Consider the following 25,672-nt stretch of genomic DNA (forward strand, 5'->3'; position numbering starts at 1 on the left):
ATGTATATGTTAAAAAAAAATAAATTAACTGCAATAGAATTGTATCGCATTAAAAAAGAAAAAAAATATTATGAAAATACACAAGCTGTATGCATTGAAGCTTTAAAAATTGTACAATCTTCTCGAGGATGGATATCTGATGATATTATAAAAGATATTGCAAAAGTTTTATGTGTTTCTGAAAGTACACTGGAAGAAGTAGCAACATTTTATAGTCAAATTTATCGTAGGCCTGTTGGTAAATACGTAATTCGTTATTGTGATAGTGTTGTTTGTTATATGATGGGTAGTAATCAAATAGAATATTTTTTAAAATGTTTTTTGAGAATTAATTTAGGTCAAACTACTATAGATAATAAATTTACTCTTTTACCAATTTCATGTTTAGGAAATTGTGATAAAGCTCCTGTAATGATGATTAATGATGTTACTTATTCTAATATTAATATTAATGATATAAAAACTTTATTAGAGAATATAAATGAAAAATCTTGATAAAAGTTCAGAAACTCATCCATTAACTTGGTGGTTGAATTCTGATCATAATCCGGTTTGGATTGATGAATATTGTAAAAAAAATGGATATTTTGCTTTAAAAAAAACATTAAAAAATATGAATCCAATTGAAATTATTAACATAATTAAGCAATCTGGATTAAAAGGAAGAGGGGGAGGAGGTTTTTCTACAGGTATGAAATGGAGTTTAATGCCTAAGAAAATCAATAAAATTCCAAGATACTTATTATGCAATGCTGATGAAATGGAACCGGGAACGTATAAAGATCGGTTATTATTAGAAAAAATTCCTCATCAAGTTCTTGAAGGGATTTTAATTTCTGGATTTGCAATAGAAGCATCAGTTGCATATATTTTTCTAAGAGGTGAATATGTAGAAGCAAAAAAAAATTTACAACGTGCTATTTTAGAAGCTAAAAATTTTGGATATCTTGGAAAAAATATTTTAGGAAGTGATTTTAGTTTTGAAATTATTATACATACTGGAGCTGGAAGATATATTTGTGGAGAAGAAACTGCTTTAATAAATTCTTTGGAAGGTAAACGAGCTAATCCGAGATTAAAACCTCCTTTTCCTGCTTCAGTAGGTTTATGGGGTAAACCAACATGTATCAATAATGTTGAAACATTGTCTAATATTCCTTCTATTATTTCTCATGGAGCATTATGGTATCAAAATTTATCTCGTAGTAAAGATGCAGGAACAAAACTGATGGGTTTTTCCGGTAGAGTAAATTTTCCTGGTGTTTGGGAGGTTCCATTTGGAATTACTGCAAGGGAATTGTTAGAAAATTATGCTGGTGGTATGAAAAATGGTTTTCAATTAAAAGCTTGGCAACCAGGTGGTGCGGGAACAGATTTTTTAACTGAGAGTGACCTTGATGTTAAGATGGATTTTGAAAGCATTGCAAAAGCTGGAAGTAGATTTGGTACAGGAATTGCTATGGTTGTTGATCATACGGTTAGCATGGTATCATTGGTATTAAATTTAGAGAAGTTTTTTTCTCGTGAATCTTGTGGTTTATGTACTCCTTGTCGTGAAGGTTTACCTTGGATAGTAAAAATTTTAAAAGAATTTGAATGTGGTCGTGCTCAAAAAAGCGATTTTAAGATTTTAAAAGATCTATGTTATCAATTAGGTCCTGGTAAAACTGTTTGTGCGCATGCACCTGGAGCCATAGAACCGTTACAGAGTGCAATAAGAATATTTAAATCAGAATTCGAAAAAGGAATTTTAAATTTTAGATCATCATAGTCTTTTATTAAATAATGGATATTTAAATATGATTTTTAATATATAATTTATAAAGTTATTAATAAACTTTCATATCTTTAGGATTAATAGTGATGAATGTAATACATATTAATGGCAATCAATATCAGGTAGATGTATCAAATAATTTATTACAAACGTGTTTATCATTAGATATTGATGTACCTTATTTTTGTTGGCATCCAGAATTGGGAAGTGTTGGTGTATGTAGATTATGTGCTGTAAAGCAATATAATGATCGAAATGATAAAACTGGAAAATTGGTAATGTCATGTATGACTCCAGTAATGAATAATTCTATTATTTCTACTATGGATAATGAAGTACAAAAATTTAGAAAAGGAATCATAGAATTATTAATGACAAATCACCCACATGATTGTCCAGTATGTGAAGAAGCTGGAAATTGTCATCTTCAAGATATGACGGTGATGACAAGACATAATCTTAGAAGATATAAATTTCAAAAACGTGTGCATCATAATCAGTATTTAGGTAATTTTATATCACATAATATGAATCGATGTATTGGATGTTATAGATGTATAAGATATTATAAAGATTATGCTGGAGGAAGTGATTTTGGTGTATATGGCATTAGTAATAATATTTATTTTGGTAGATTTAAGGATGGTGATTTAAAAAGCGAATTTTCTGGAAATTTGATTGAGGTATGTCCTACTGGAGTTTTTGTGGATAAATTATCTCAAAATTATTATAATAGAAAATGGGATTTGCAGCATTCACCTAGTATTTGTCAACATTGTAGTATTGGATGTAATGTGATTGTTGGTGAAAAGTACGGAATTGTTGGTAAATTAGAAAATAGATATCATGAAAGTATTAATCGTTATTTTTTATGCGATTTAGGTCGTTTTGGTTATCATTACATACATGCATCCTCTCGTTGTAAGATTCCATTTTTTATTTCTAAAGGAAAAAATATTCATCTTGGTGTGAATGATTCTATCCAATTAATATCTAAAATATTAAAAAAATATAAAAATGTTATTGGTATTGGATCTATTAGATCTAGTATAGAAAATAATTTTGCATTAAGAAAATTAGTTGGTGTAAAAAATTTTTCTAGTGGTCTTTTAGAAATAGAACAACAGTGTTTAAATTTAATCATTGATATTTTAAGTAATAGCGGTATTTATATTCCAACATTATCTGAAATTGAAGATTATGATGTAGTTTTAATTTTAGGTGAAGATATCACTCAAACTGCATCAAGAATGGCATTAAGTATTCGGCAATTGAACAATAAAAAAAAAATAGATAATAATTTTTTTAATAGTATTCCTAAATGGCATAGTGCAGCATTATTAAATGTATCTAATAAAAAAAATTTTGTTTATACTATTTATACACATGAAACTAAATTAGATGATATTTCTGAAATAAAATATCATGCATCAGTTAAGGATCAGGAAATATTTGCTTCTGCTATTGAAAATCATATCTCTAATACATCAAATAATTTTAAAAATTTGGATTCTCATGTATTAAAAGATATTTTTAATATTTCTAATCATTTATCTTCATGTCGAAAACCATTAATTATTTCTGGATCACATTCTTGTAGTTTAAATTTAATTAAGTCTTCTGTAAATATTGCTCGAATTTTAAAAAAAAGAAATCAGGATGTTGGATTAGTTCTGTTAACACCTTCTTCAAATAGTATTGGTATTGGAATTATGTCAGATTTTTCAATAGAAAAAATTTTTCATAAAATTATGAGTAATAATGTTGATGTGTTAATGATTTTAGAAAATGATTTATATCGTTCATTTTGTAAGGAAAAAATTAATAACATGTTAAAAAAATTAAAACATATTGTTGTTTTTGATCATCAAAATACATCAACTGTTAAAAATAGTACATGTTTTTTACCAATAAAAAATATTTTTGAAAGTAATGGAACTTTGATTAATTATGAAGGAAGAGCTCAAAGGTTTTTTTCGGTTTTTGATCCTAAGGTGTATGATAAAAAATCATGCATTTTAGATGGTTGGAAATGGTTATATAAAATTTATTACAATTTTTATTACATGATTGATATTAATGTTACAGTTGATGATGTAATTCAAGAATACAGTGATTCAATAAAAGTATTAAACAAAGTAAAATATGTTGCACCAAATTCAAAATATAGAATTAAAAATCAAAAAATTGCAAGATTATCACATCGAGCAAGTAGTAGAACAGCAATATATTCTGCATTAAATATTCATGAACCAGGTCAAAAAATCGATCATGATACCATTTTTTCATTTTCTATGGAGGGTATACAACAACCGGATCAAAATTCTTCATATATTCCATTTTCATGGTCTCCAGGTTGGAATTCTTTACAATCATTAAATAAATATTTATTAAAATCTAGTCGTTTTAATTCTGGAATTCGAATATTTGATCAAGAGCATTCGAATTGCAAATATTTTCTACATAAAATTTATCATTCTCAGGATTCATCTAAAGAATGGAGAATTGTTCCATATTACTGCCTATTCGGTAGTGAAGAATTAAGTCAATATTCAATTATTATTAGAAATAAATGTTCTGTTTTATATGCATTAATAAGTATTAAATATCAAAAAATATTAAATTTAAATCATGATTCATTGATTGAATTAAAATTATTTAATCAAAATTTTCAGTTTTATGTTAAATTTTCTCATACATTACCTTTACAACATCTTGGTTTACCGTTAGGATTTCCAAATGTTCCTATGGAATTGATTGGAAAAACTATAAATGATATTAGGAGTATAATATAAACGTTTTATGACAATTTCATTTTTTAATATTATTAAGATTTTTCATTGTTGTTTACGATCGTGTAAGTTTGTTTTTGAAATTATTTTTTTTAGTGCGATGTTAAGTTTTGTGGAGCGTCGGTTATTGGGTTTATTTCAAAATCGTTATGGTCCTAATCGTGTTGGTTGGTTTGGTTTGTTACAATTATTAGCTGATATGATTAAAATGCTATTTAAAGAAGATTGGGTCCCTGATTTTAGTAGAGCTGCTATGTTTATTATCGCACCGGTTATTGCTTTTTTATCATTATTATTCGTTATGGTGATAATACCTATCAATAATCATGCTTTAATTATTAATTTAAATATTGGTGTTTTATTTTTTTTAATTATGGCGTCTCTATCAGTTTATTCTATTTTATTTGCTGGTTGGTCAAGTAATAATAAATATGCTTTATTAGGTGCAATACGTTCTATTGCGCAAACTTTAAGTTATGAAGTATTTTTAGGTTTATCTTTAATGGGTGTTGTTGCTAGATCTCATTCATTTAATTTAATTGATATTGTAAATTCTCAAAAACATTTATGGAATGTAATTCCTCAGTTTTTCGGTTGTTTAACATTTTTAGTAGCTATTTTATCCCTATGCCATCGTCATCCATTTGATCAACCAGAATCTGAACAAGAATTAGCAGATGGATATCATATTGAATATTCTGGTATGAAATTTGGAATGTTTTTTATTGGTCAGTACACATCTATGATTGTTACTGCATCATTGATGACTACTTTGTTTTTTGGTGGTTGGTATGGTCCATTTTTTTCGGGATATTTTTGGTTTTTTTTTAAAACACTTTTTTTTATCTTTTTATTTATTTTATTAAGAGCATCTTTACCTAGACCAAGATATGATCAAATATTATATTTTGGATGGGTAATATGCCTACCATTAACATTATTAAATTTAGTTATTACTGCTTTTGTTATATTATTGAATTAATTATTTTAGGTGTATTATGTATTTTAAAAAATTTATTTTAAGTTTTTTTACACAAATACGAAGTATTTTTATAACATTAAAACATATTTTAGAAAAACGTGAAACTCGATTATATCCAGAACATCCAATATATTTATCTCCAAGATATCGTGGTCGTGTTGTTTTAACAAAAGATCCAAATGGTGAAGATAGATGTGTTGCATGTAATCTATGTTCTGCAGTATGTCCTGTTAGTTGTATATCTTTACAAAAATCTCAAAAGGAATCTGGACGTTGGTTTCCAAGGTTTTTTAGAATTAATTTTTCAAGATGTATTTTTTGTGGATTATGTGAAGAAGCTTGTCCAACTACTGCAATTCAGTTAATTCCTGATTTTGAGTTAGGTGATTTTAAAAGACAAAATTTAGTATATGAAAAATCTGATTTATCAATTTTAGGAAGTGGAAAAAATGATCGATATAATTTTTATCAACAGTGTGGAGTATCAATAAATAATACAAAGATTCTTAATTCCAGTACTCCAATTAATGTTAAAGATTTATTACCATAAAGGAATACCATGAAATGTTTTTAATATTTAATTTATTATCTTATATAACAATTGTTTTTACGGTTTTTTCAATTATTCAAAAAAATATTATGTATGCTTTATTTTATTTTTCTCTTTCAATGTTAACTACTTCATGTATTCTTTTTTTATTAGGTAATTATTTTATTGCATCATTACAAATTATTATTTATTCTGGTGCTATTTTGGTATTATTTGTTTTTGTAGTTATGATGTTAAATTATAGTATATCTAGTAAAAATCGATATAATATTAAAATTAATTATTTTTACATATTTTTATTTTGTTTTTTTATTATTTTAATGTTATATAGGTTACTATTATTTCTAAAAAATAAATATATTTCTATAAAAGATCTTGATTTAAATGCTATCGGTATTAATTTATTTGAATCTTATATTTTAATTGTTGAGTTTGTTTCAATATTATTATTATCGATTTTAATTATTGTATTTTTAGTTTCAAAAAAAAAAAAATTATTTCAGTCATCTATTTGTACTAATAATCGGAACGATTAAATATGATATCTATATTAAATGTTTTTTTTTTATTTTCATGTTTGTTTTTATTGGGTTTAATTTCAGTTATATTACATAAAAATTTATTTTTTATATTAATTGGTTTAGAAATTATGATTAATTCTATATCTTTATTTCTAGTTTGTATTGGAAATTATTGGAATAATCACGATGGACATATGCTTTATATTTTAATAATTACTATTTCTGCAATTGAAGCTAGTTTAAGTTTATCATTATTAATACAGTATTTTAGAAATACGAATACTTTAAATATTAATAAATTACGTGAGATTTTTTAATGAATACAGCTTGTTTGGTAGTTTTATTACCTTTAATTAGTTTTTTTATTTTATTTTTTTTTAGATATTTTTTATCATATAGGTTTGTTGTAATAATTAGTATTATTTCTTCTTTTATTTCTACTTTGTTAGTTTTTTTTTTAGGTCGTATATGTATTTTAAATCATTATTTTATATATTATAAAACATTATGGACTTGGTGGTTTTTAGAAAATTGTAGAATTAATATTACTTTTTTAGTAGATAATTTGTCTTATTTATTTATTATGATGATTACATTTGTAACACTACTTGTTTATGTTTTTTCATCTTGGTATATGAAAAAAGATAATTATTATGCACATTTTTTTGCTTTTATGAATTTATTTGTAGCAAATATGCTGATATTAGTTTTATCTGATAATTTTTTATTTATGTATCTTGGATGGGAAGGTGTTAGTTTTTGTTCATATCTTTTAATTAATTTTTATTACTATAAGACTTTTGTTAATTTATCTTCTATGAAGTCATTTCTTATTACCAAAATTGGAGATTTATTTTTTATACTAGCAATTTTGATGATTTATACTCATTATCATACTTTTGGTTTTTATGAGATACGATTTTTAATTAAAGTTCATTTGATACAGTATCAAAAATTTTTAAATGTAATTACTTTATTATTGTTACTAGGTGCAGTTGGAAAATCAGCTCAAATACCTTTACAGGTTTGGTTACCAAAAGCTATGGTTGGTCCTGCTCCAGTTTCAGCTTTAATTCATGCTGCTACAATGGTGACGGCTGGTGTATATTTGATTTTAAGAAATTATGATATTTTTATTTTAACACCAGATATTTTAATGATAGTTGGTATCATAGGATGTTTGACATTATTTTTATCTAGTTGTTCAGCATTAGTTCAAAAAGATATAAAATATATATTAGCTTATTCTACAATGAGTCAAATTGGATATATGTTTCTTGCTTTAGGTATTGGAGCGTGGAATTGTGCACTGATACATTTATTAACTCATGCATTTTTCAAAGCGTTATTATTTTTATCAATCGGTTCTTTAATTTTTAAATGCCAAAAAGAACAAAATATTTTTTTGATGGGTAATAAATTATATCGTCAGTTCCCTTTTTTATATATTTTTTGTTTAATTGGAGGTTGTTCTTTATCAGCGTTTCCAATTATTACTTCCGGATTTTATAGTAAAGGTGAAATTTTATTGTATGCATATAATAGTCATCATATTTTATTTTTCATTATTGCGATGATATCTTCTTTTTTAACATCTGTATATATTTCAAGGTTATTAATAGTAACATTTCACTCAACATCAAGAATTGTTAGAAAAAATGTTTCAATTTCAAAATTAGAATATGTTCCATTGATAATTTTTTCTATTTTTTCTACTTATGTTGGTTTTTATATTATACCTGATATATCATGCATGTTTAAAAATATTCCTGTGACGCATCATTTAAATAAAATATATCTAGAGTTTTTTTCTAGTTTTATGGTATTTTCTGGTTTTTTTGTATCTTATTATTTATATATCATAAATCGTTTTTTTTTATTAAATTTTTTAAAATATAAATTTATGCGTTATTTTTATATTATTTTAACTAGAGGTTTTGGTTTTTTTGATTTTTATCATGTTTTTTTTATTAAACCATATTTTTGTTTTATAAATTTTTTATCTAATAAACCCTTTAAATATTCAATAGATTTTTCAGTATTGGTTTTAAAAAAATTAAATTATATATTTTTGTATACTGAGAATCGAATTTTGAGTTTATATATTATGATGATTATAATATATACTATATTTTTAACTTGTATGATTATTTTATATTAAGATTCATGTAGATTTAAAATATGAAAAATTTTAGTTAATATTGGTATTAATTTGCTATATTTTATATTATTTATGTGAATTTTTTAAATATTTATTATGTATATAGGGTTTATTTTATGTTACTAATGTTATTTATTATAATTCCAATTATGAGTTCTATTTTTTGTGGAATATGTAGAGATAGGCATATTTTTTTTGTAAGGTTTTTTTCTTTATTTTCTTTATTATTAGTTTTTTTATTATCAATTTTTTTCTGGATAAAGGATTTTTATTTTCATAGTATTCATTTATATCATGGATATTGGAAAGAGGAAATCATATTACCATGGATATCAATATTAGGCATAGATTTCCATTTAGGTATGGATGGTTTATCTTTAATGATGATTTCTTTATCAAGTATTTTAGGAATAATATCCATTTTATCATCATGGAAATATAAGAGTTACAATGGTTTTTTTTATATGAATTTATTTTTATTATTTACAGGAACTATTGGAACTCTTTTGTCTATAGATTTATTTTTGTTTTTTTGTTTCTGGGAAATGATGATTATACCTGTATATTTTATAATGATTTTTTGGGGTAATAAAAAATATCAAGAGAGAAAAAGGATATTTACATCCAATAAATTTTTATTATATACACAAATTTCTAGTATTTTAATGTTGTTTTCTATTATATTACTTTCTTTAAATTTTTATCATGAGACAAATATTTTTACATTTAATTATAATTATTTAATACATGGTAGAATTAGTTTTCCTATAGAATGTTTAATAATGCTTGGTTTTTTTGTTGCTTTTGCTGTTAAATTACCTATTTTACCTTTTCATGGTTGGTTACCAGATTTTCATAATCAATCTCCAGTAGATAGTTCTATTGATTTATCTGGTCTTTTAATTAAAGTAGGAGCGTATGGTTTATTACGATTTAACATAAGTTTATTTCAAAAATCTTCACACTATTTTCTTCCATTAATTATAGCATTAAGTTTGATGACTGCTTTTTATGGTGCTTTTATGGCTTTTTCTGAAAAACAGATAAAAAAAATTATTTCCTATAGTTCAATTTCTCATATGGGTTTTATATTAATGGCTATATATTGTGAAAATGTTGTTGGACATCAAGGGGCAATAATTCAAATAGTTTTTAGTGCATTGTCAACATCAGCTTTATTTATAATATTTAGTCATATATATCATTGTTTTAAAATATCTTCCATTGATCATTTAAGTGGTATATATACGAGTATAAAATGGATTCCTGGTTTTTTTATGTTTTTTATTTTTACAAATTTGAATTTTCCAGGTACAATTAATTTTATTGGTGAAATCATGATGCTGACTGGGATTTTCTATAAATTTCAATACGTAGCATGTATTTTAATTTTTAGTTTATTTTTTTCTTTTATATATTCAATAAATATAATTCATAAAATATTTTATGGTATTCAAAAAAATATCATCATTAAAGTTTGTCAACAGATTAATAATTATGAGTTTTTTTTATTTATTTTTTTTATTTTCATAATTGTTTTTTTAGGTCTTTTTCCAAACATAATTTTAAGTACTATACATGATTTTAATAAAACAATATATATATGTTGATTTTTAAAAGGTTATTTTAAATATGTTTATGTCGATTTCAAAAATAATGGTTTTAGTTCCTTTTTTTGTATTAACAATGAGTATTGTAAGCATTATATGTTCTATAATTATAAAAAGAAATCATTTTTTTGTGTTTTTTTTAACTTTTTTTAGTATAGTATTGATTTTTATTTTATTATTATTTTTAAATTATGTAAATCCAATATATGTATCAAATTTGTTGTGTTTTGATTTTTATTCTATGAAATATATTGATATGATAATTTTTTCAAGTTTATGTATGATTTTTATTTCATATTTTTATTTAAAAGATTTATTTTTATATAGAGAAGAATTTTATATATTAATATTATCTTCTATTATGGGTTCAATGTTATTAACAATTGCTCATCATATGTTTTCTGTTTTTATTGGTTTGGAGTTAATGTCATTACCTATATATGGTTTGATGATGTATTCTATGCAAAAAAAAAAAATAGTAGGTGTGGTATTAAAATATTTCATACAATCCAGTATAATAACTATTTTGATGTTATTTGGTATTACTTTAATATATTTAATGTGTGGAAGCTTGGGTTTTGATGTTATCAAAATTTCATTATTAGTGAATAGTAAACGAGATAATATAGTTTTATTAATTGGTTTATTTTTTGTATTGACGGCATTTTTTTTTAAGTTATCATTGTTTCCTTTACATTTTTGGATATCTGATATTTATATTAATGTATCTCCTGTAGTTTTATTATATTCTACAACTGTTATTAAAATTGCAGTTTTTTCTGCATTAATGAATCTATTCATGTATTTTCCATATGAAAAATCTCAAATATTATATTTTATTATGGAATCAATATCAGTTAGTTCAATTATTTTTGGTAGTATCATGTCAGTTTTTCAAAAAAATATTTTAAATTTTTTGGGGTACGCATCTGTAGTTCATATGGGTTATCTTGCTACAACATTATTTATGATTCATGATTCTTACATATCTCATAAATTGTCGGTAATATATTTTATAAACTACATTATCAGTAATATTGGTATTTTTAGTATATTAAATATATTACATTATTTATATTTAATTCAAATTAATAAAATATCTTTTTATTCAAATATATTTTTTGAGAATCCTGTTTTTGGAATTTCCATAATTATTATTTTGTTTTCCTTTTTGGGTATACCATTTACATTTGGTTTTATTACAAAATTTTTAATAATTATGATATCGATTTGTAAAGGTTATTTTTTGTTGAATTTTTCAATATTATTCAATTCTGGTTTAGGAATATATTATTACTTAAAAGTTTTGATAAATATATATATTAAAAGAAATCATAATAATAATTTTTTACATGGAATAATTTCATATAAATTCATTAAAATTTTTGTTTTATTTTTCAGTATTATGATTTTAATATTTGGAATATTTCCTAATTTGATATTAAATATCGTATAATAAAGACTTATTTTTTATTTTTATGATTCTGATAATAATTTAAGACAGTTGTTGTGTATTCATTAATGAATATCTATTGTATTTATTTTTTTAATAATTTTTATAAATATTTTAATGAATACGTTTTTATAATAATATCATTATAAATAATGAATTATATTTATAGTATTGTGATGATAATAAAGTACGAATCATACAATATGATTATTAATTGATATAAATCTTGAAAATAATTTTATATTAATTTTCATAATATTGTACATAAGAGTTGATGATTGATATTAATAATATTATATTGTATTAAATAAAATTTATAATAGATTTTTAATATTATATTTTTTATTATTTAAAATAATATATTTTAATTTTTAATTTTATATTTTTATATAAATATTATTTATTTTTGAAAGATTTAATTGAAAATATAGTTTTGTAAAATGGTTTTTTTATTATTTTTTTCTTTTTTAATGCATTGATTATGATACAAACTTATAAGTTTTTATTGATATTGTATTATTAATTGATAAATTTTTTAAAAGTATTATTCTTATGAAAAATGATGATTTAAATGAATCAAAGGTTATGTTATGGTGGTTAAATTATATTAATAAAAAAAATTCAAATCCCATTAACTTTTCTTTAAAAAATGTTATTTTAGTAGCAGAAAAATTAAATATATTGAAAACTTCTGCATATGTCATTACGATTACTGGTACTAATGGAAAAGGAAGTACTGCTTATTTTTTAGAAAATTTATTTTTAAAAGCAGGTTATAGAACTGGATTATATACTTCACCTCATTTATTGAATTATTATGAACGCATTAGAATTAATGGTAAATGTATTACTCAATCTAGTTTTCATATTCATTATTTTAAAAAAGTTGAATTTAATCAAATCAAGGATCCATTAACATCTTTTGAATTTATTACATTATCTGCACTATTAATATTTAAAAAAATGAATATTGATATAATGATTCTAGAAGTTGGGATTGGTGGTAGATTAGATGCAACTAATATTATTAGTCCAAATATCAGCATTATTACTAATATTGATTTTGATCATCAGAATATTTTAGGTAATACAAGAGATGAAATAGGTTATGAAAAATCTGGTATTTTTAGACATGGAATTCACGTTATTATTGGTGATAAAAATATTCCATATTCTGTATATCAACGTGCTAATACTTTACAAGTATATTTACATCGTTTGGGTTATGAATGGAATTGGGTAAAATATCAAAGTTCCTGGGATTTTTATGATAAATATGGAATATTGAATAATTTATCAATACCTAAAATATCTTTATGTAATGCGTCTATTGCATTAGTTGCATTACGTATTTCAGGTTTTTCTATTACTAAAAATATAATTAAAGAATCTGTAAAAGGTTTTTTTTTAGAAGGTAGATTTCATACTGTTTATAACACTCCTAGGGTAATACTAGATGTTGCCCATAATCCTCATTCTGCGAATTATTTAAATAAAAAATTAAAACAATTATCACTACGGTCGAAGAAAAATCATAATTTTTATGGAATTATAGGTATGTTAAAAAGAAAAGATATTAAGAATACCATTTTAATGATGTCTAGAATAATTAATGTATGGCATTATGCTCCTTTAAAAAATTCTATTTGTTTTTCTGAAAACATTTTAAAAAAATATTTACCAAAAGATTCTATTTTTTCAACCAGTATACGTAGTATATTATATTATCTCATTCATACGATAAAAAAAACAGATATAATAGTAGTTTTTGGTTCTTTTTTTACAGTTTCAGAAGCCTTATTTTTCATGAAAAATATATTTTATCATTAATTTTTATAATGAATATTTTTTTTTTTGATGTTGTTTAATTTTTGTATTTTTGTACTCAAACATAGCTGATATTGATTCTTCATTACTTATTCTTCGTATTGCTTCTGCTAACATAGTAGATAACGTTAATATTCTTATTTTTTTTTGTTGTTTTATTTCTTTTTTTAATGGTATTGTATCACAAACAATAATTTCATCGATATATGTTTTTTTAATATTATTTAAAATATTTCCTGAAAATACAGGATGTGTAGCGTATGCTAATACCTTATTAGCTCCTCTTTTTTTTAGAGCTTTTGCAGCCTTACATAAGGTATCACCTGTATCAATCATGTCATCAACTAAAATACAATCTCTATTTTTAACATCACCAATAATATTCATAACTTGTGCGACATTGGTTTTTGGTCTTCTTTTGTCTATAATTGCCATATCTGTATCATATAGTAATTTTGCAATTGCTCGTGCTCTGATTACTCCACCTATATCTGGTGAGACTACAATTGGATCTTTAAGTTTTGAGTTAATCATATCTTCTAATAATACGAAACTTCCAAAAACATTATCTACAGGTACATCAAAAAATCCTTGTATCTGTTCTGCATGTAAATCAACTGTTAAAATACGATCAATACCAACATTAGATAAGAAATCTGCAACAATTTTTGCTGTAATAGGAACACGTGTTGACCGTACTCTCCGATCTTGACGAGCATATCCAAAATATGGTATTACTGCTGTAATACGTCCAGCGGAAGCGCGACGTAATGCATCTATTATAACAGCTAATTCAATAATATTATCATTAGTCGGATAACATGTAGATTGTATTATAAAAATGTCATCACCACGAACATTTTCGTTAATTTTAACACTAATTTCACCATCACTAAATCGATCTACTGTGGCTTTACCAAGATTACTATATAAATTATTTGCAATTTGTTGTGCTAATTCTGGAATAGAATTTCCAGAAAATATTTTCATATTTAACATAATGATCTCTTTTATGTTGTATAATTCATTATTTAATTTAAAATTTTATTATAATTATAATTTATAAATTATGTTAGTATTATTATGCATTATTTTTAATTATATAAAATAAATGTTATTTGAGTGCTATTCATATTATTTTAATCATTTGATGAAGGAATTTGTGCATTTGAAAGATACAATAATAAGTAAATTAGAAAAATTATATTTAGAATTTAAGAGAATTGAATTGTTACTTTCTTCGAAAGAAACTATTTCTGATTTGAATAAATATAAAAAATTATCTAAAAAATATTTAAAATTATCAAAATTTATTAATTTTTTTTTAAAATGGAAAACTTTACAAAAAGATATCAAATCAACAAAATCATTACTATGTGATATTGAATTTTCAGAAATGGTTCGTGAAGAATTAAAGATATTACGTGAAAAAAATATTGTTATCGAGAAAAAATTATATAGTATGCTGATGGAAAAAAATATTTATGACTATAAAAGCTGTTTTGTAGAAATTCGAGCAGCGACTGGTGGTGATGAAGCTGCAATTTTTGCCGGTGATTTGTTTAAAATGTATGGAAAATATGCAGAAAGTAAAAACTGGAATGTGGAAATTATGAATAGTCATATTGGTGAAAAGGGTGGATTTAAAGAGATTATTATTAGAATCATTGGACATGGAGCATCTAGTAAATTACAATTTGAATCTGGAGGTCATCGTGTTCAGAGAGTTCCACAAACAGAATCTCAAGGAAGAATTCATACATCTACATGTACAGTAGCAGTTATTCCTGAAATTCCACAAGAGGACGCAATTAAAGTTACTGTTTCTGATTTAAAAATTGATACCTTTCGATCTTCTGGAGCTGGTGGTCAGCACGTGAATACTACTGATTCAGCGATTAGAATCACTCATATTCCTACAGGTACAGTAGTAGAATGTCAGGATGAGAGATCTCAACATAAAAATAAAGCTAAAGCTTTATCTATTTTATCATCTAGAATTCATGCTAGTGAAATGGAAAAGCGTCATCAAAAAAATTCTTTAATTCGGCGTAATCTTTTGGGAACTGGTGATCGTTCAGATCGTAATCGAACGTATAATTTTCCAAAGAATAGAGTTACTGATCATCGTATTAATTTTACTGTATATTCTTTACAAACAATATTACATGGTAATTTAGATATTTTAATTGATCCAATTATGCAAGAATATAACTCTAACATTTTATCTCAAGATATTGTATAAGTAATTATGAAGATTAGTACGTGGTTAAAATATTCGAAAAAGATATTATCTCATTTAGAGAATCCATTATTAGATTCTGAAGTTTTGTTAAGTCACGTTATTAAAAAAACAAGAACTTGGATTAATATATTTGATGATTATATATTAAATATTTATGAAATATTTTTATTGAAAAAATTACTTATTCGTCGTTTTTATAGAGAACCAATTGCTTATATTATTAAAAAAAAAGAATTTTGGTCATTATCGTTAATAGTAACAAAAGATACGTTAATTCCTAGACCAGAAACAGAAATTTTAGTGGAGCAAAGTTTATTAAGAATATTAAAATATGATAATGTTTTAGATTTAGGAACAGGTTGTGGTGCAGTATCTTTATCTATTGCTTTTGAAGAAAGATCATGTAATGTTTTTGGTATTGATTATAATCGGAAATCAATTCATATTGCTCGAAAGAATGCAAAAAATTTAAATTTAAAAAATGTTTGTTTTTTTTTTAGTAATTGGTTTTCTACAATACAAAATAAGTTTAATATTATTGTAAGTAACCCTCCGTACATTAGTATAGATGAAATTTATTACTTAAAAAGAGATGTAAAATTTGAACCATATTTTTCATTAATTTCTAAAAATTTTGGTATGTCAAGTTTTGAACATATTATTTCACATGCTCCGAATTATTTATTATACGGAGGGTGGTTACTATTAGAACATAGTCCATGGCAAAAGTTTAAAATTATGAAATTGTTAAAAAAAAACGGTTTTTTTAATATTACAACATATAAAGATTATATAGGATATGATAGAGTTACAGTAGGTCAAAAATTAAATATATAGATATTTTTAAATATTTTTATCTTTATGAGGTTACAAAATGTCAAAAACTTTAGTTTTAGTATTAAATTGTGGTAGTTCTTCATTAAAATTTTCTATTCTTAATACTATTAGTAAAAAAAAAATTTTTTTTGGTACTTTTGAACGTTTATATTTATTAAAATCATTTGTTACATGGGAATGTGATCATGATAAAAAAAAAATTATTCTTAATGATTATGAATCACATGAGCAAGCTTTAACATTTATGGTGAAAAATATTTTCACAAAATATAAAAATATCATTAATCGTATCAAATTTATTGGTCATCGTGTAGTACACGGGGGATGTGATTTAACTCGTTCATATATTATTAATGATAATATTATTCAAATTATTAAAAAAAATATTGTTTTTGCACCATCACATAATCCTTTAAACTTGTTAGGAATTCATTTATCTATGAAATATTTTCCTAATTTGTCTAAAAATAATGTCGCTGTCTTTGATACTGCATTTTATAATACTTTACCTGAGTCTGCATATTTATACGCGATTCCTTATTATTTATATAAGGATTATAACATTAGAAGATATGGAGCTCATGGGATTAGTCATAGTTATGTTTTACAACAAGCATCTAAAATTTTGGATAAAAGTATTCAATCTTTAAATATTATTACTTGTCATCTAGGTGGCGGATCATCGATTTCTGCTATTGTTAATGGAAGATGTGTTGATACATCTATGGGTCTAACTCCATTAGAAGGTTTAGTTATGGGAACTAGAAGTGGTAACTTAGATCCATCTATTATTTTTTTTATGAATGATGTATTAAATATCCCAATAAATACTATTCAAGATATTTTAATAAATAAATCTGGCATTTTAGGTCTTACCAATGGTATTACGAGTGATTTTCGTTATGTTGAAAAAAATTACTATTCTGAAAATGAATCTTATCGAGCAGTAAATGTTTTTTGTTATAGTTTATCAAAATATATTAGTTCTTATGCTTCTGTATTATTTGGTAAAATAGACGCTGTTATTTTTACTGGGGGGATTGGTGAAAATTCTTTTTTAGTCCGAAAATTAGCACTATTAAATTTAAAATTCTTAGGATTAGAGTTAGATGATTCACTTAATCAAGATTATGTTTTGCATAAAAGTTCTTTTATTAATAAAAAATCCACAATACCAATTTTGGTTATTCCAACTAATGAAGATTTAGTCATTGCTGAGGAAACAATTCAATTATTTTCTTAAATATATAATATTATTTATTTTTATTGGTTTTATTTCAATTATTTAAATTTTATGTTTAAAATTTAGATATTTTATTATTTATATACATGATTTGTATATAATTGCATTTAATAATGGTTCATATTTTTACGATTTATTATAGTATATAAGAAAAATTTTATGAAAAATATAAACTCTTTATATCAAGAATTTAAAAAATCGTTAAATTCTAATACCAGCGATATTATTTTTAAAAAAAATATTTTGAATAATGCTAAAAAAAATAAAAGACGTATATTACTTCCTGAGGGAAATGAAGTACGTATTATTCAAGCAGCATCAATTATTTCTAATTTAGATGTTGCAGAATGTATATTATTAGGTGATGAAAAAAAAATAAATTCAATAATTAATAGTTGTAATATTAGTTTTTTAAATAATATTACTATTGTTAATCCTGATGAAATACGTGAAAAATATCTTGAAATCTTGTTATCATTATGCCAGGAAAAAAATATTACTGATGATTCTAATATGATATTTAATATTAAAAATAATATCACATTATCATCATTAATGTTACATAATAATGAAGTTGACGGTATTGTATGTGGAGTAAAATATCCAACATCTTCGGTTTTACGCGTTGCTTTAAAAATTATTGGTTCAAAAAAATTGGATAAATATCGATCTTCATTAGTATCCTCATTTTTTTTTATGTTATTTAAAAATCAAATTTTATTATATGGAGATTGTGCAATGAATATTAATCCAAATGCACAACAATTATCTGAAATTGCAATTTCTTCTGCTAATTTATCCATGATGTTTAATATTAAACCAAAAATAGCTATGTTGTCATATTCTACTGGATGTTCAGGATACGGAGATTCTGTGGATAAAGTAAGACAAGCAACACAGTTAGTAAAAAAAATTTGTCCTCATTTAATTATTGATGGTCCTATTCAATATGATGCTGCGGTTGATGAATATATTTCAAATATTAAATGTAAATTTTCTCCTTTACGTGGAAAAGCTAATATTTTTATTTTTCCTGATTTAAATTCTGGAAATATTACTTATAAAGCAGTTCAAAAATCCTACGATATAAATGCTATTGGTCCAATTTTGCAAGGTTTATCTAAACCAATTAATGATTTATCAAGAGGAGCAAAAATTGATGATATTGTTTATACAATTGCTATAACATCAATTCAATCACAAAATTTCTTTTAAAATATATTTTTATTTTATATTTTTATATTCATATTAAAATTTTAATGTTACTGATTATTTTGCAACAACATGGTAAGATGTATCCTTTTTTTTTTACAGCAAGAATATCATTTTTAAAATATTTAATTGATCCTTTCTTTAATTTTATTCTACATATTCCACAATATCCTTCTTGACACTGATATAATAGTTTGACTTTTTCTTTTAATAATATTTGAAGTAAAGAGATTTTTGAATTTTTTTTTTTAATATAAAAAACTTTATTTGGGATATATATTTTATAATATAAATTATAATTTGAAGTTTTTAAATTCATTTTTTGGAATTTCGCAATCTATTTGATTAGTTAAATATGAACTGATTTCAGATTCTTGAGGAGCAACTTGTACATTGTCTGAAATTAACCAGTTATTCATCCAAGGAATTGGATTTTGTGTTTTTGAAAATATTTCTGGTAGATCTAACGCTTGCATTCTGATGTTTGTAATATATTCGATGTATTTACAAAGAATTTTTTCATTTAATCCCAACATAGAACCATTTTTAAATAAATATTTTGCCCATATTTTTTCTTGGTTAGCAGATTTTTTAAATATTTTTATGGCTTTTTTTTTGCATTTTTTTATTATATTTTTCATTTCTTTATCGTTTTCATGTGTTTTTAAAATATTAATAATATGTTGTGTACCAGTTAAATGAAGTGCTTCATCTCGAGCAATTAGTCTAATGATTTTTGCATTTCCTTCCATGATTTTTTTTTCAGCAAATGCAAAAGAACATGCAAAACTTACATAAAATCGAATGGCTTCTAAAACATTAACATTAATCAGACATAAGTATAGTGCTTTTTTCATAGTTTTTGAATTTACTTGAATTTTTATTTTTTCAGAATTTAGATATTCTCCTTTTCCAAATAAATTCCAATAATTAATCATATTAATTAATATATCATAATAACAAGAGATATTTTTTGCTCTATTACAAATATTTTTATTTTCAATAATATTATCAAAAATGATTGATGGGGAATTAATGATGTTTCTTATAATATGTGTATAAGATCTAGAATGAATAGTTTCAGAAAATGACCATGTTTCTATCCATGTTTCTAGTTCTGGTAATGATATTATTGGTAAAAAAGCAATATTTGGACTTCTTCCTTGAATGGAATCTAGTAATGTTTGATACTGCAAATTTCTAATGAATATTTTTTTTTCGTTATTTGGTAATTTTTGAAAATCAATTCTATCTTGTGATAAGTCAATTTCTTCTGGTCTCCAAAAGAATGATAATTGTTTTTCTATTAATTTTTCAAAAATTAAATACTTTTGTTGATCATATCTTGATATATTTACTGGTTGTCCAAAAAACATTGGTTCAGTTAATTGATTATTATTTTTTTTTGAGAATGTTGTGTATGACATTATTTTCCTAATGCATGAGAGATAAATACAATAAAATATTTCTTACATTTTATAGTATACATGATCCATAATAACAACTATTATTATTTATATCATTTTGACAATCTTTAGAATCATCTCTAGTATTTTGATAATATAGCGTTTTAATACCTAAGTTGTAAGCTCTTAATAGATCTTGTAGAAGTAATTTCATTGGTATTTTTTTTTTGGGGAATTTTTTTGGATCGTAATTTGTATTCGTAGAAATGGATTGATCGACGAATTTTTGCATGATAGCTACTAAATGTAAGTATCCTTTATTATCAGGAATATTCCATAATAGTTCATATTTTTTTTTTAATTTTTTATATTCTGGAACTACTTGTTTTAACATTCCGTCTTTTGATGCTTTAACAGTAATATATCCTCTTGGTGGCTCAATTCCATTAGTTGCGTTAACAATTTGTGATGACGTTTCTGTTGGCATAATAGCTGATAGTGTAGAATTTCTTAAACCGTATTTTTTGATTTTTTTTCTTAATTTTTCCCAATTTAATTTTAATGATTGATTACAAATGGTATCAACCGTTTTTTTATATCTATCGATAGGTAATATTCCTTTTGAATACGTTGTATGCTTGAAAAGCGTGCATGGACCCTTTTCTTTTGCTAGTTTATATGATGCCTGTAGTAAATAATATTGTAAGTGTTCAAATGTTTGATGAGTTAAGTTATTAGCGCTGCCGTCAGAATATTTTAAATTATTTTTTGCTAAATAGTAAGCAAAGTTTACTACTCCTATTCCTAATGGTCTTCTATTGTGTGCACTATTTTTTGCAGAAAAAATAGGGTATGATTGATAATCAATGAGTTCATCTAAAGCTCGTACTATTAAATATGACAGTTCTTTTAGTTCAGTTAAATTATTGATTTGACCTAAATTTAATGCAGATAATGTACATAATGAAATTTCAGCATTTTTATCATGTAAATCATAAAGAGGTGTAGTGGGTAGTGTAATTTCTAAACATAAATTGGATTGTTTAACTGGTGCATATTTTGGGTTAAATGCACTATGTTCATTACAGTGATCAATGTTTTGTATATAAATTCTTCCAGTTGAAGTTCGTTCTTGCATAATAATCAAAAATAAATCAATAGCTTTAATTCTTTTTTTTCTAATTTTATTATTACTTTCATATTGATTGTATAATTTTTTAAATTTTTTTTGATTAGAAACAAAATAGTCATATAATTTTGGTACATCAGAAGGACTAAATAGTGTAATATATGTTTGATTAATCATCCTTTCATAGAATATTTTGTTAATTTGAACACAATAGTCAACGTGTCGAACTCGATTTTCTTCTATACCTCGGTTATTTTTTAAAACAATTAAATCTTCGATTTCAAGATGCCAAATTGGATAAAATAAAGTCGCAGCTCCTCCTCTTACTCCACCTTGTGAACATGATTTAACGGCTGTTTGAAAATGTTTATAAAATGGTATGCATCCAGTGTGAAAATTTTCTCCATTTCGAATAGGACTTCCAAGTGCACGTATTTGACCAACATTAATACCAATACCAGCTCTTTGAGAGATATATTTTACAATAGAACTTGTAGTAGCATTAATTGAATCTAGACTATCTGCGCATTCAATCAGTACACATGAACTAAATTGACGAGTTGGAGTACGAACTCCTGACATGATAGGAGTAGGTAAAGAAATTTTGAATGTTGAAATAGCATCATAAAATTTTTTTATGTATTCCATTTTTTTTTTTTTAGGATATTTTGAAAATAAACAAGCCGCTATTAAAATATATATAAATTGTGGACTTTCATATATTGTTCCATTGATACGATTTTGTACCAAGTATTTTCCTTCTAATTGTTTTACTGCAGCGTAAGAAAAATTCATGTCTCTATCATGATTAATAAAACTATCTAATAGATTAATTTCTTTAACAGAAAAATTTTTTAATATCGTACTATCATATTTTTTAATTTTAACCATTTTTTTAATATGTATATACAGTTTTGGTGGATAAAATTGGTTATATGCCTTTTTTCTGATTTGAAAAATTGTGAGTCGTGCTGACATGTATTGATAATTTGGATATTTTTCAGAAATTAAATCTGCTGCAGATTTAATAATAATATTATGTATTTGTGTTGTTGTTATATTATTATAAAATTGTATCTGTGAATTTAATAAGACTTTTGATGTTGATACGTTATTTAAATTTTTTACAGATCGATTTAATATAGTAATAATTTTATTTAAATTAATTTTTTCTTTTTCCCCGTTTCTTTTTTTCACGAATAATATTTTATTCATTTTAAATCACCGATATTTTAATGAGTTTTGAATTTTTCAAAAAGATAATGATTGGAATTTAACGTAATACTTGAAAGTGATTTTTAGAAATTTTTTGTACTGCTACTAATTTTTCGTTTTTTGTTGTTCTTATTAAAATAACACCTTGAGTATTCCTACCTAATGTTCTGATTTCAGAAACTCGAGTACGAACTAATGTTCCAGCATTAGTAATGAGAATAATCTGATCATTTTCAAGTACTTGTATAGCGCTAATTACAACTCCATTTTTTTTAGTGATTTTTATTGATCGAACACCTTTGGTTGCTCTAGATTTAATTGGAAAATGTTGAATTTTTGTTCTTTTACCGTATCCATTTTCTGTTACTGTTAAAATTTGACCATTCTCATGTGGTACTAATAAAGATACCACTTGATCATCTGCATCTATGTTGATACCTCTAATACCATATGCTGTTCTTCCCATTTTACGCACTTCTTTTTCTGAAAAATGTACAACTTTACCTTTTTTACTGAATAGCATAATATTATCATTATCATTTGTAATTGCTGCTCCAATTAGTTCATCCTTTTCTTTTAAGTGAATTGCTATCATTCCTGTAGATCTTGGTTTTTTAAATATGTTGAGTGCAGTTTTTTTTACAATTCCGTTAGCTGTTAGCATGAATACATTTTTGTTTTCAATATTATTATTTAAATTTAAAATTGCTGTTATTCGTTCTTTTGGATGTAACGGTATTAGATTAATAATAGGTCTTCCTCTATTATGTCTACTAGCTTCTGGTAGTTGATATACTTTTATCCTATATAAAGTTCCCTTGTTTGAAAAGCATAAAATAGTATCATGAGTATTAGTAATTAATAAAGTTTCGATACAATCTTTTTCTTTAATTTTTGCGGCAGATTTTCCCTTACCTCCTCTATGTTGTGCTTCATAATCTGATAGTGGTTGATATTTTACATATCCAGAATGTGATAATGTTACAACAACATCTTCTTTGTTTATCATATCTTCAATTTCTACTTCAGTATTATTTTCAATAATTTCTGTTTTACGTTTATCACCAAATATTTTTTGAATGCTTATTAATTCTTTTTTAATAATTTGTAGCATTGTATCGTGATGATTTAATATTTTTGATAGTTTTTTGATTTTTATATTGAGTTTTTGGTATTCATTTAAAATATTTTTATTTTCTAATGTGGTAAGTTTATTTAATCGAAGATCTAAAATTGATTGAATTTGTTTTTCAGTAAATTGGTATTTTTGTTTTTCATGATTAAAATTTTCAAAAATATTAAATTTTTGGTTCATATCTTTAATATTTTTTTTATCCACTTCCCATGTTTGAGATAATAGTTTTTTTTTTGCTATTTTTGTTTGTACAGAGTTTTTTATAATTTGAATAATTTTATCGATGTTATTTAATGCAATAGCTAATCCTTGTAATATGTGAGCTTTTTTTTTTGCTTGTTTTAATTCAAAAATACTACGTCTTGTAATAATATTTTCACGATGCAATATAAAACATTTTAAAATATTTTTTAATGACATTAATTTTGGTTGACCATGATACAATGCTACCATATTGATACCAAAAGAAATTTGCATTTGTGTCAATACATATAATTGGTTTAATAATATTTCCTTTATAGTATCTTTTTTAATTTCAATTACAATACGCATACCATCTTTATCTGATTCATCTCTTAAAGCATGAATGCCTTCTATTTTTTTTTCTTTTACAAGTTCAGCAATTTTTTCAATTAATAATGATTTGTTTACTTGATATGGTAATTCGTATATGATAATTGATTCTCTTTTATTTTTAATTTGTGTTTCAATTTTATGTTGTGCTCGAATATAAATTTTACCTTTTCCAGTTCGATATGCATTTTCTATTCCTTGATACCCACTAATAATACCTGATGTTGGAAAATCTGGTCCTGGTATATAGTTCATTAGTTCTTTTAATGTAATATCATTATTATCAATGTATGCTAAGCATGCATTAATTACCTCATTTAAATTATGTGGTGGAATATTTGTAGCCATTCCAACAGCAATTCCAGAAGATCCATTAATAAGTAAATTCGGTATTTTTGTTGGTAGTACTTCTGGTATTTTTTCTGTTTCATCATAGTTTGTTAAAAATTCAACAGTATTTTTATCAAGATCTTCTAGTATTTCATGTGCGATTTTTGACATTCTAATTTCTGTATAACGCATAGCAGCTGCTGCATCACCATCAATAGAACCAAAGTTTCCTTGTCCTTCAATTAAAGTATATCTTAAAGAAAATGGTTGAGCCATTCTTACTATTGCTTCATATACTGCAGAATCTCCATGAGGATGATATTTTCCTATGACATCTCCTACAACACGAGCGGATTTTTTATAAGGTTTATTCCAATAGTTGTTTAATATTTTCATAGCAAATAATATTCTACGATGTACTGGTTTTAATCCATCACGTACATCAGGTAATGCTCTACCTACAATTACAGACATCGCATAATCTAAATATGATGTTTTAAGTTCTTTTTCAATATCGACTTGTTGAATATTTTTTAAAAAGTCTGTCATATATTTATTTCTCTTGATGGTAATATAATTATAATTAATATAAAATTATATCATATTAAAAAGATATAACTAAAATTTCTTTTTCATAATTATATTACATTGTTTAAATATACACATGTAATAAA

The 25,672-nt window shown here is 24.0% G+C and carries 20 protein-coding genes; 15 read left to right on the top strand and 5 right to left on the bottom strand.

All coding sequences use genetic code 11. The features are described from left to right. Nucleotides 1-6: 6 nt before the first annotated feature. From nuoE to folC, 11 genes are all read left to right on the top strand, one after another. Nucleotides 7-495, top strand: coding sequence for an NADH-quinone oxidoreductase subunit NuoE (gene nuoE / locus AB4W46_RS00610; protein ID WP_367678613.1), 489 nt, complete (start codon nt 7-9; stop codon nt 493-495). After that, entirely contained in the window at nt 482-1,771 is a 1,290-nt protein-coding gene (nuoF, locus tag AB4W46_RS00615) for an NADH-quinone oxidoreductase subunit NuoF (RefSeq protein ID WP_367678614.1), read from the top strand. Before nuoE ends, nuoF begins: the two co-directional genes overlap by 14 nt. Before the next feature lie 92 nt (nt 1,772-1,863). After that, on the top strand, nt 1,864-4,572 hold the full coding sequence (gene nuoG, locus AB4W46_RS00620) for an NADH-quinone oxidoreductase subunit NuoG (protein ID WP_367678615.1): 2,709 nt from the start codon (nt 1,864-1,866) through the stop codon (nt 4,570-4,572). Between the two features lie 7 nt (nt 4,573-4,579). Next, the gene (gene nuoH / locus AB4W46_RS00625) at nt 4,580-5,551 is read left to right on the top strand and encodes an NADH-quinone oxidoreductase subunit NuoH (RefSeq protein WP_367678616.1); all 972 of its coding nucleotides are present in this window, start codon (nt 4,580-4,582) and stop codon (nt 5,549-5,551) included. A 16-nt stretch (nt 5,552-5,567) separates the two neighbouring features. Then, on the top strand, nt 5,568-6,101 hold the full coding sequence (nuoI, locus tag AB4W46_RS00630; RefSeq protein ID WP_367678617.1) for an NADH-quinone oxidoreductase subunit NuoI: 534 nt from the start codon (nt 5,568-5,570) through the stop codon (nt 6,099-6,101). A 14-nt stretch (nt 6,102-6,115) separates the two neighbouring features. After that, the gene (locus AB4W46_RS00635) at nt 6,116-6,637 is read left to right on the top strand and encodes an NADH-quinone oxidoreductase subunit J (protein WP_367678618.1); all 522 of its coding nucleotides are present in this window, start codon (nt 6,116-6,118) and stop codon (nt 6,635-6,637) included. A 2-nt stretch (nt 6,638-6,639) separates the two neighbouring features. Then, nucleotides 6,640-6,939, top strand: coding sequence for an NADH-quinone oxidoreductase subunit NuoK (gene nuoK, locus AB4W46_RS00640; RefSeq protein WP_367678619.1), 300 nt, complete (start codon nt 6,640-6,642; stop codon nt 6,937-6,939). Next, on the top strand, nt 6,939-8,783 hold the full coding sequence (locus AB4W46_RS00645) for an NADH-quinone oxidoreductase subunit L (RefSeq protein WP_367678620.1): 1,845 nt from the start codon (nt 6,939-6,941) through the stop codon (nt 8,781-8,783). The genes nuoK and AB4W46_RS00645 overlap by 1 nt, the downstream gene beginning before the upstream one ends. 125 nt (nt 8,784-8,908) lie before the next feature. After that, complete coding sequence (locus tag AB4W46_RS00650; RefSeq protein ID WP_367678686.1) at nt 8,909-10,393, top strand: NuoM family protein; 1,485 nt, start codon at nt 8,909-8,911, stop codon at nt 10,391-10,393. 22 nt (nt 10,394-10,415) lie between these two features. Then, nucleotides 10,416-11,849, top strand: a complete 1,434-nt coding sequence (locus AB4W46_RS00655) for an NADH-quinone oxidoreductase subunit N (protein ID WP_367678621.1) — start codon at nt 10,416-10,418, stop codon at nt 11,847-11,849. Between the two features lie 549 nt (nt 11,850-12,398). Then, nucleotides 12,399-13,676: a bifunctional tetrahydrofolate synthase/dihydrofolate synthase gene (gene folC, locus AB4W46_RS00660; protein ID WP_367678622.1), complete on the top strand. Its 1,278-nt coding sequence runs from the start codon at nt 12,399-12,401 to the stop codon at nt 13,674-13,676. A gap of 3 nt (nt 13,677-13,679) precedes the next feature. Here folC and AB4W46_RS00665 read toward each other — a convergent pair whose 3' ends face one another. Continuing rightward, nucleotides 13,680-14,672 carry a ribose-phosphate pyrophosphokinase gene (locus tag AB4W46_RS00665; RefSeq protein WP_367678623.1) on the bottom strand — a complete coding sequence of 331 codons (993 nt, stop codon included), beginning with the start codon at nt 14,670-14,672 and terminating at the stop codon, nt 13,680-13,682. Nucleotides 14,673-14,841: 169 nt separating this feature from the next. Here AB4W46_RS00665 and prfA point away from each other — a divergent pair, with 169 nt between their 5' ends. The 4 genes from prfA to pta all read left to right on the top strand — a co-directional run bounded on the left by prfA (nt 14,842) and on the right by pta (nt 19,213). After that, nucleotides 14,842-15,918, top strand: a complete 1,077-nt coding sequence (gene prfA, locus AB4W46_RS00670) for a peptide chain release factor 1 (protein WP_367678687.1) — start codon at nt 14,842-14,844, stop codon at nt 15,916-15,918. 6 nt (nt 15,919-15,924) lie between these two features. Continuing rightward, on the top strand, nt 15,925-16,755 hold the full coding sequence (prmC, locus tag AB4W46_RS00675) for a peptide chain release factor N(5)-glutamine methyltransferase (RefSeq protein ID WP_367678624.1): 831 nt from the start codon (nt 15,925-15,927) through the stop codon (nt 16,753-16,755). 37 nt (nt 16,756-16,792) lie between these two features. Then, complete coding sequence (locus AB4W46_RS00680) at nt 16,793-17,998, top strand: acetate/propionate family kinase (protein WP_367678625.1); 1,206 nt, start codon at nt 16,793-16,795, stop codon at nt 17,996-17,998. 159 nt (nt 17,999-18,157) lie between these two features. Further along, complete coding sequence (gene pta / locus AB4W46_RS00685; RefSeq protein WP_367678626.1) at nt 18,158-19,213, top strand: phosphate acetyltransferase; 1,056 nt, start codon at nt 18,158-18,160, stop codon at nt 19,211-19,213. 28 nt (nt 19,214-19,241) lie between these two features. On the opposite strand, the gene yfaE is transcribed toward pta, so the two are convergent. Genes yfaE through gyrA form a run of 4 tightly spaced genes read right to left on the bottom strand, consistent with a single transcriptional unit; the run spans nt 19,242 to nt 25,547 of the window. After that, nucleotides 19,242-19,529, bottom strand: a complete 288-nt coding sequence (gene yfaE / locus AB4W46_RS00690; RefSeq protein WP_367678627.1) for a class I ribonucleotide reductase maintenance protein YfaE — start codon at nt 19,527-19,529, stop codon at nt 19,242-19,244. After that, nucleotides 19,504-20,637: a class Ia ribonucleoside-diphosphate reductase subunit beta gene (gene nrdB / locus AB4W46_RS00695; RefSeq protein ID WP_367678628.1), complete on the bottom strand. Its 1,134-nt coding sequence runs from the start codon at nt 20,635-20,637 to the stop codon at nt 19,504-19,506. The genes yfaE and nrdB overlap by 26 nt, the downstream gene beginning before the upstream one ends. 49 nt (nt 20,638-20,686) lie before the next feature. Beyond that, nucleotides 20,687-22,960 carry a class 1a ribonucleoside-diphosphate reductase subunit alpha gene (gene nrdA / locus AB4W46_RS00700; RefSeq protein ID WP_367678629.1) on the bottom strand — a complete coding sequence of 758 codons (2,274 nt, stop codon included), beginning with the start codon at nt 22,958-22,960 and terminating at the stop codon, nt 20,687-20,689. 58 nt (nt 22,961-23,018) lie between these two features. After that, the gene (gene gyrA, locus AB4W46_RS00705) at nt 23,019-25,547 is read right to left on the bottom strand and encodes a DNA topoisomerase (ATP-hydrolyzing) subunit A (RefSeq protein ID WP_367678630.1); all 2,529 of its coding nucleotides are present in this window, start codon (nt 25,545-25,547) and stop codon (nt 23,019-23,021) included. Between the last annotated feature and the right edge of the window lie 125 nt (nt 25,548-25,672).

This window comes from Buchnera aphidicola (Panaphis juglandis) (genome assembly GCF_964059065.1).
Lineage (GTDB): Bacteria > Pseudomonadota > Gammaproteobacteria > Enterobacterales > Enterobacteriaceae > Buchnera_L > Buchnera_L aphidicola_AM.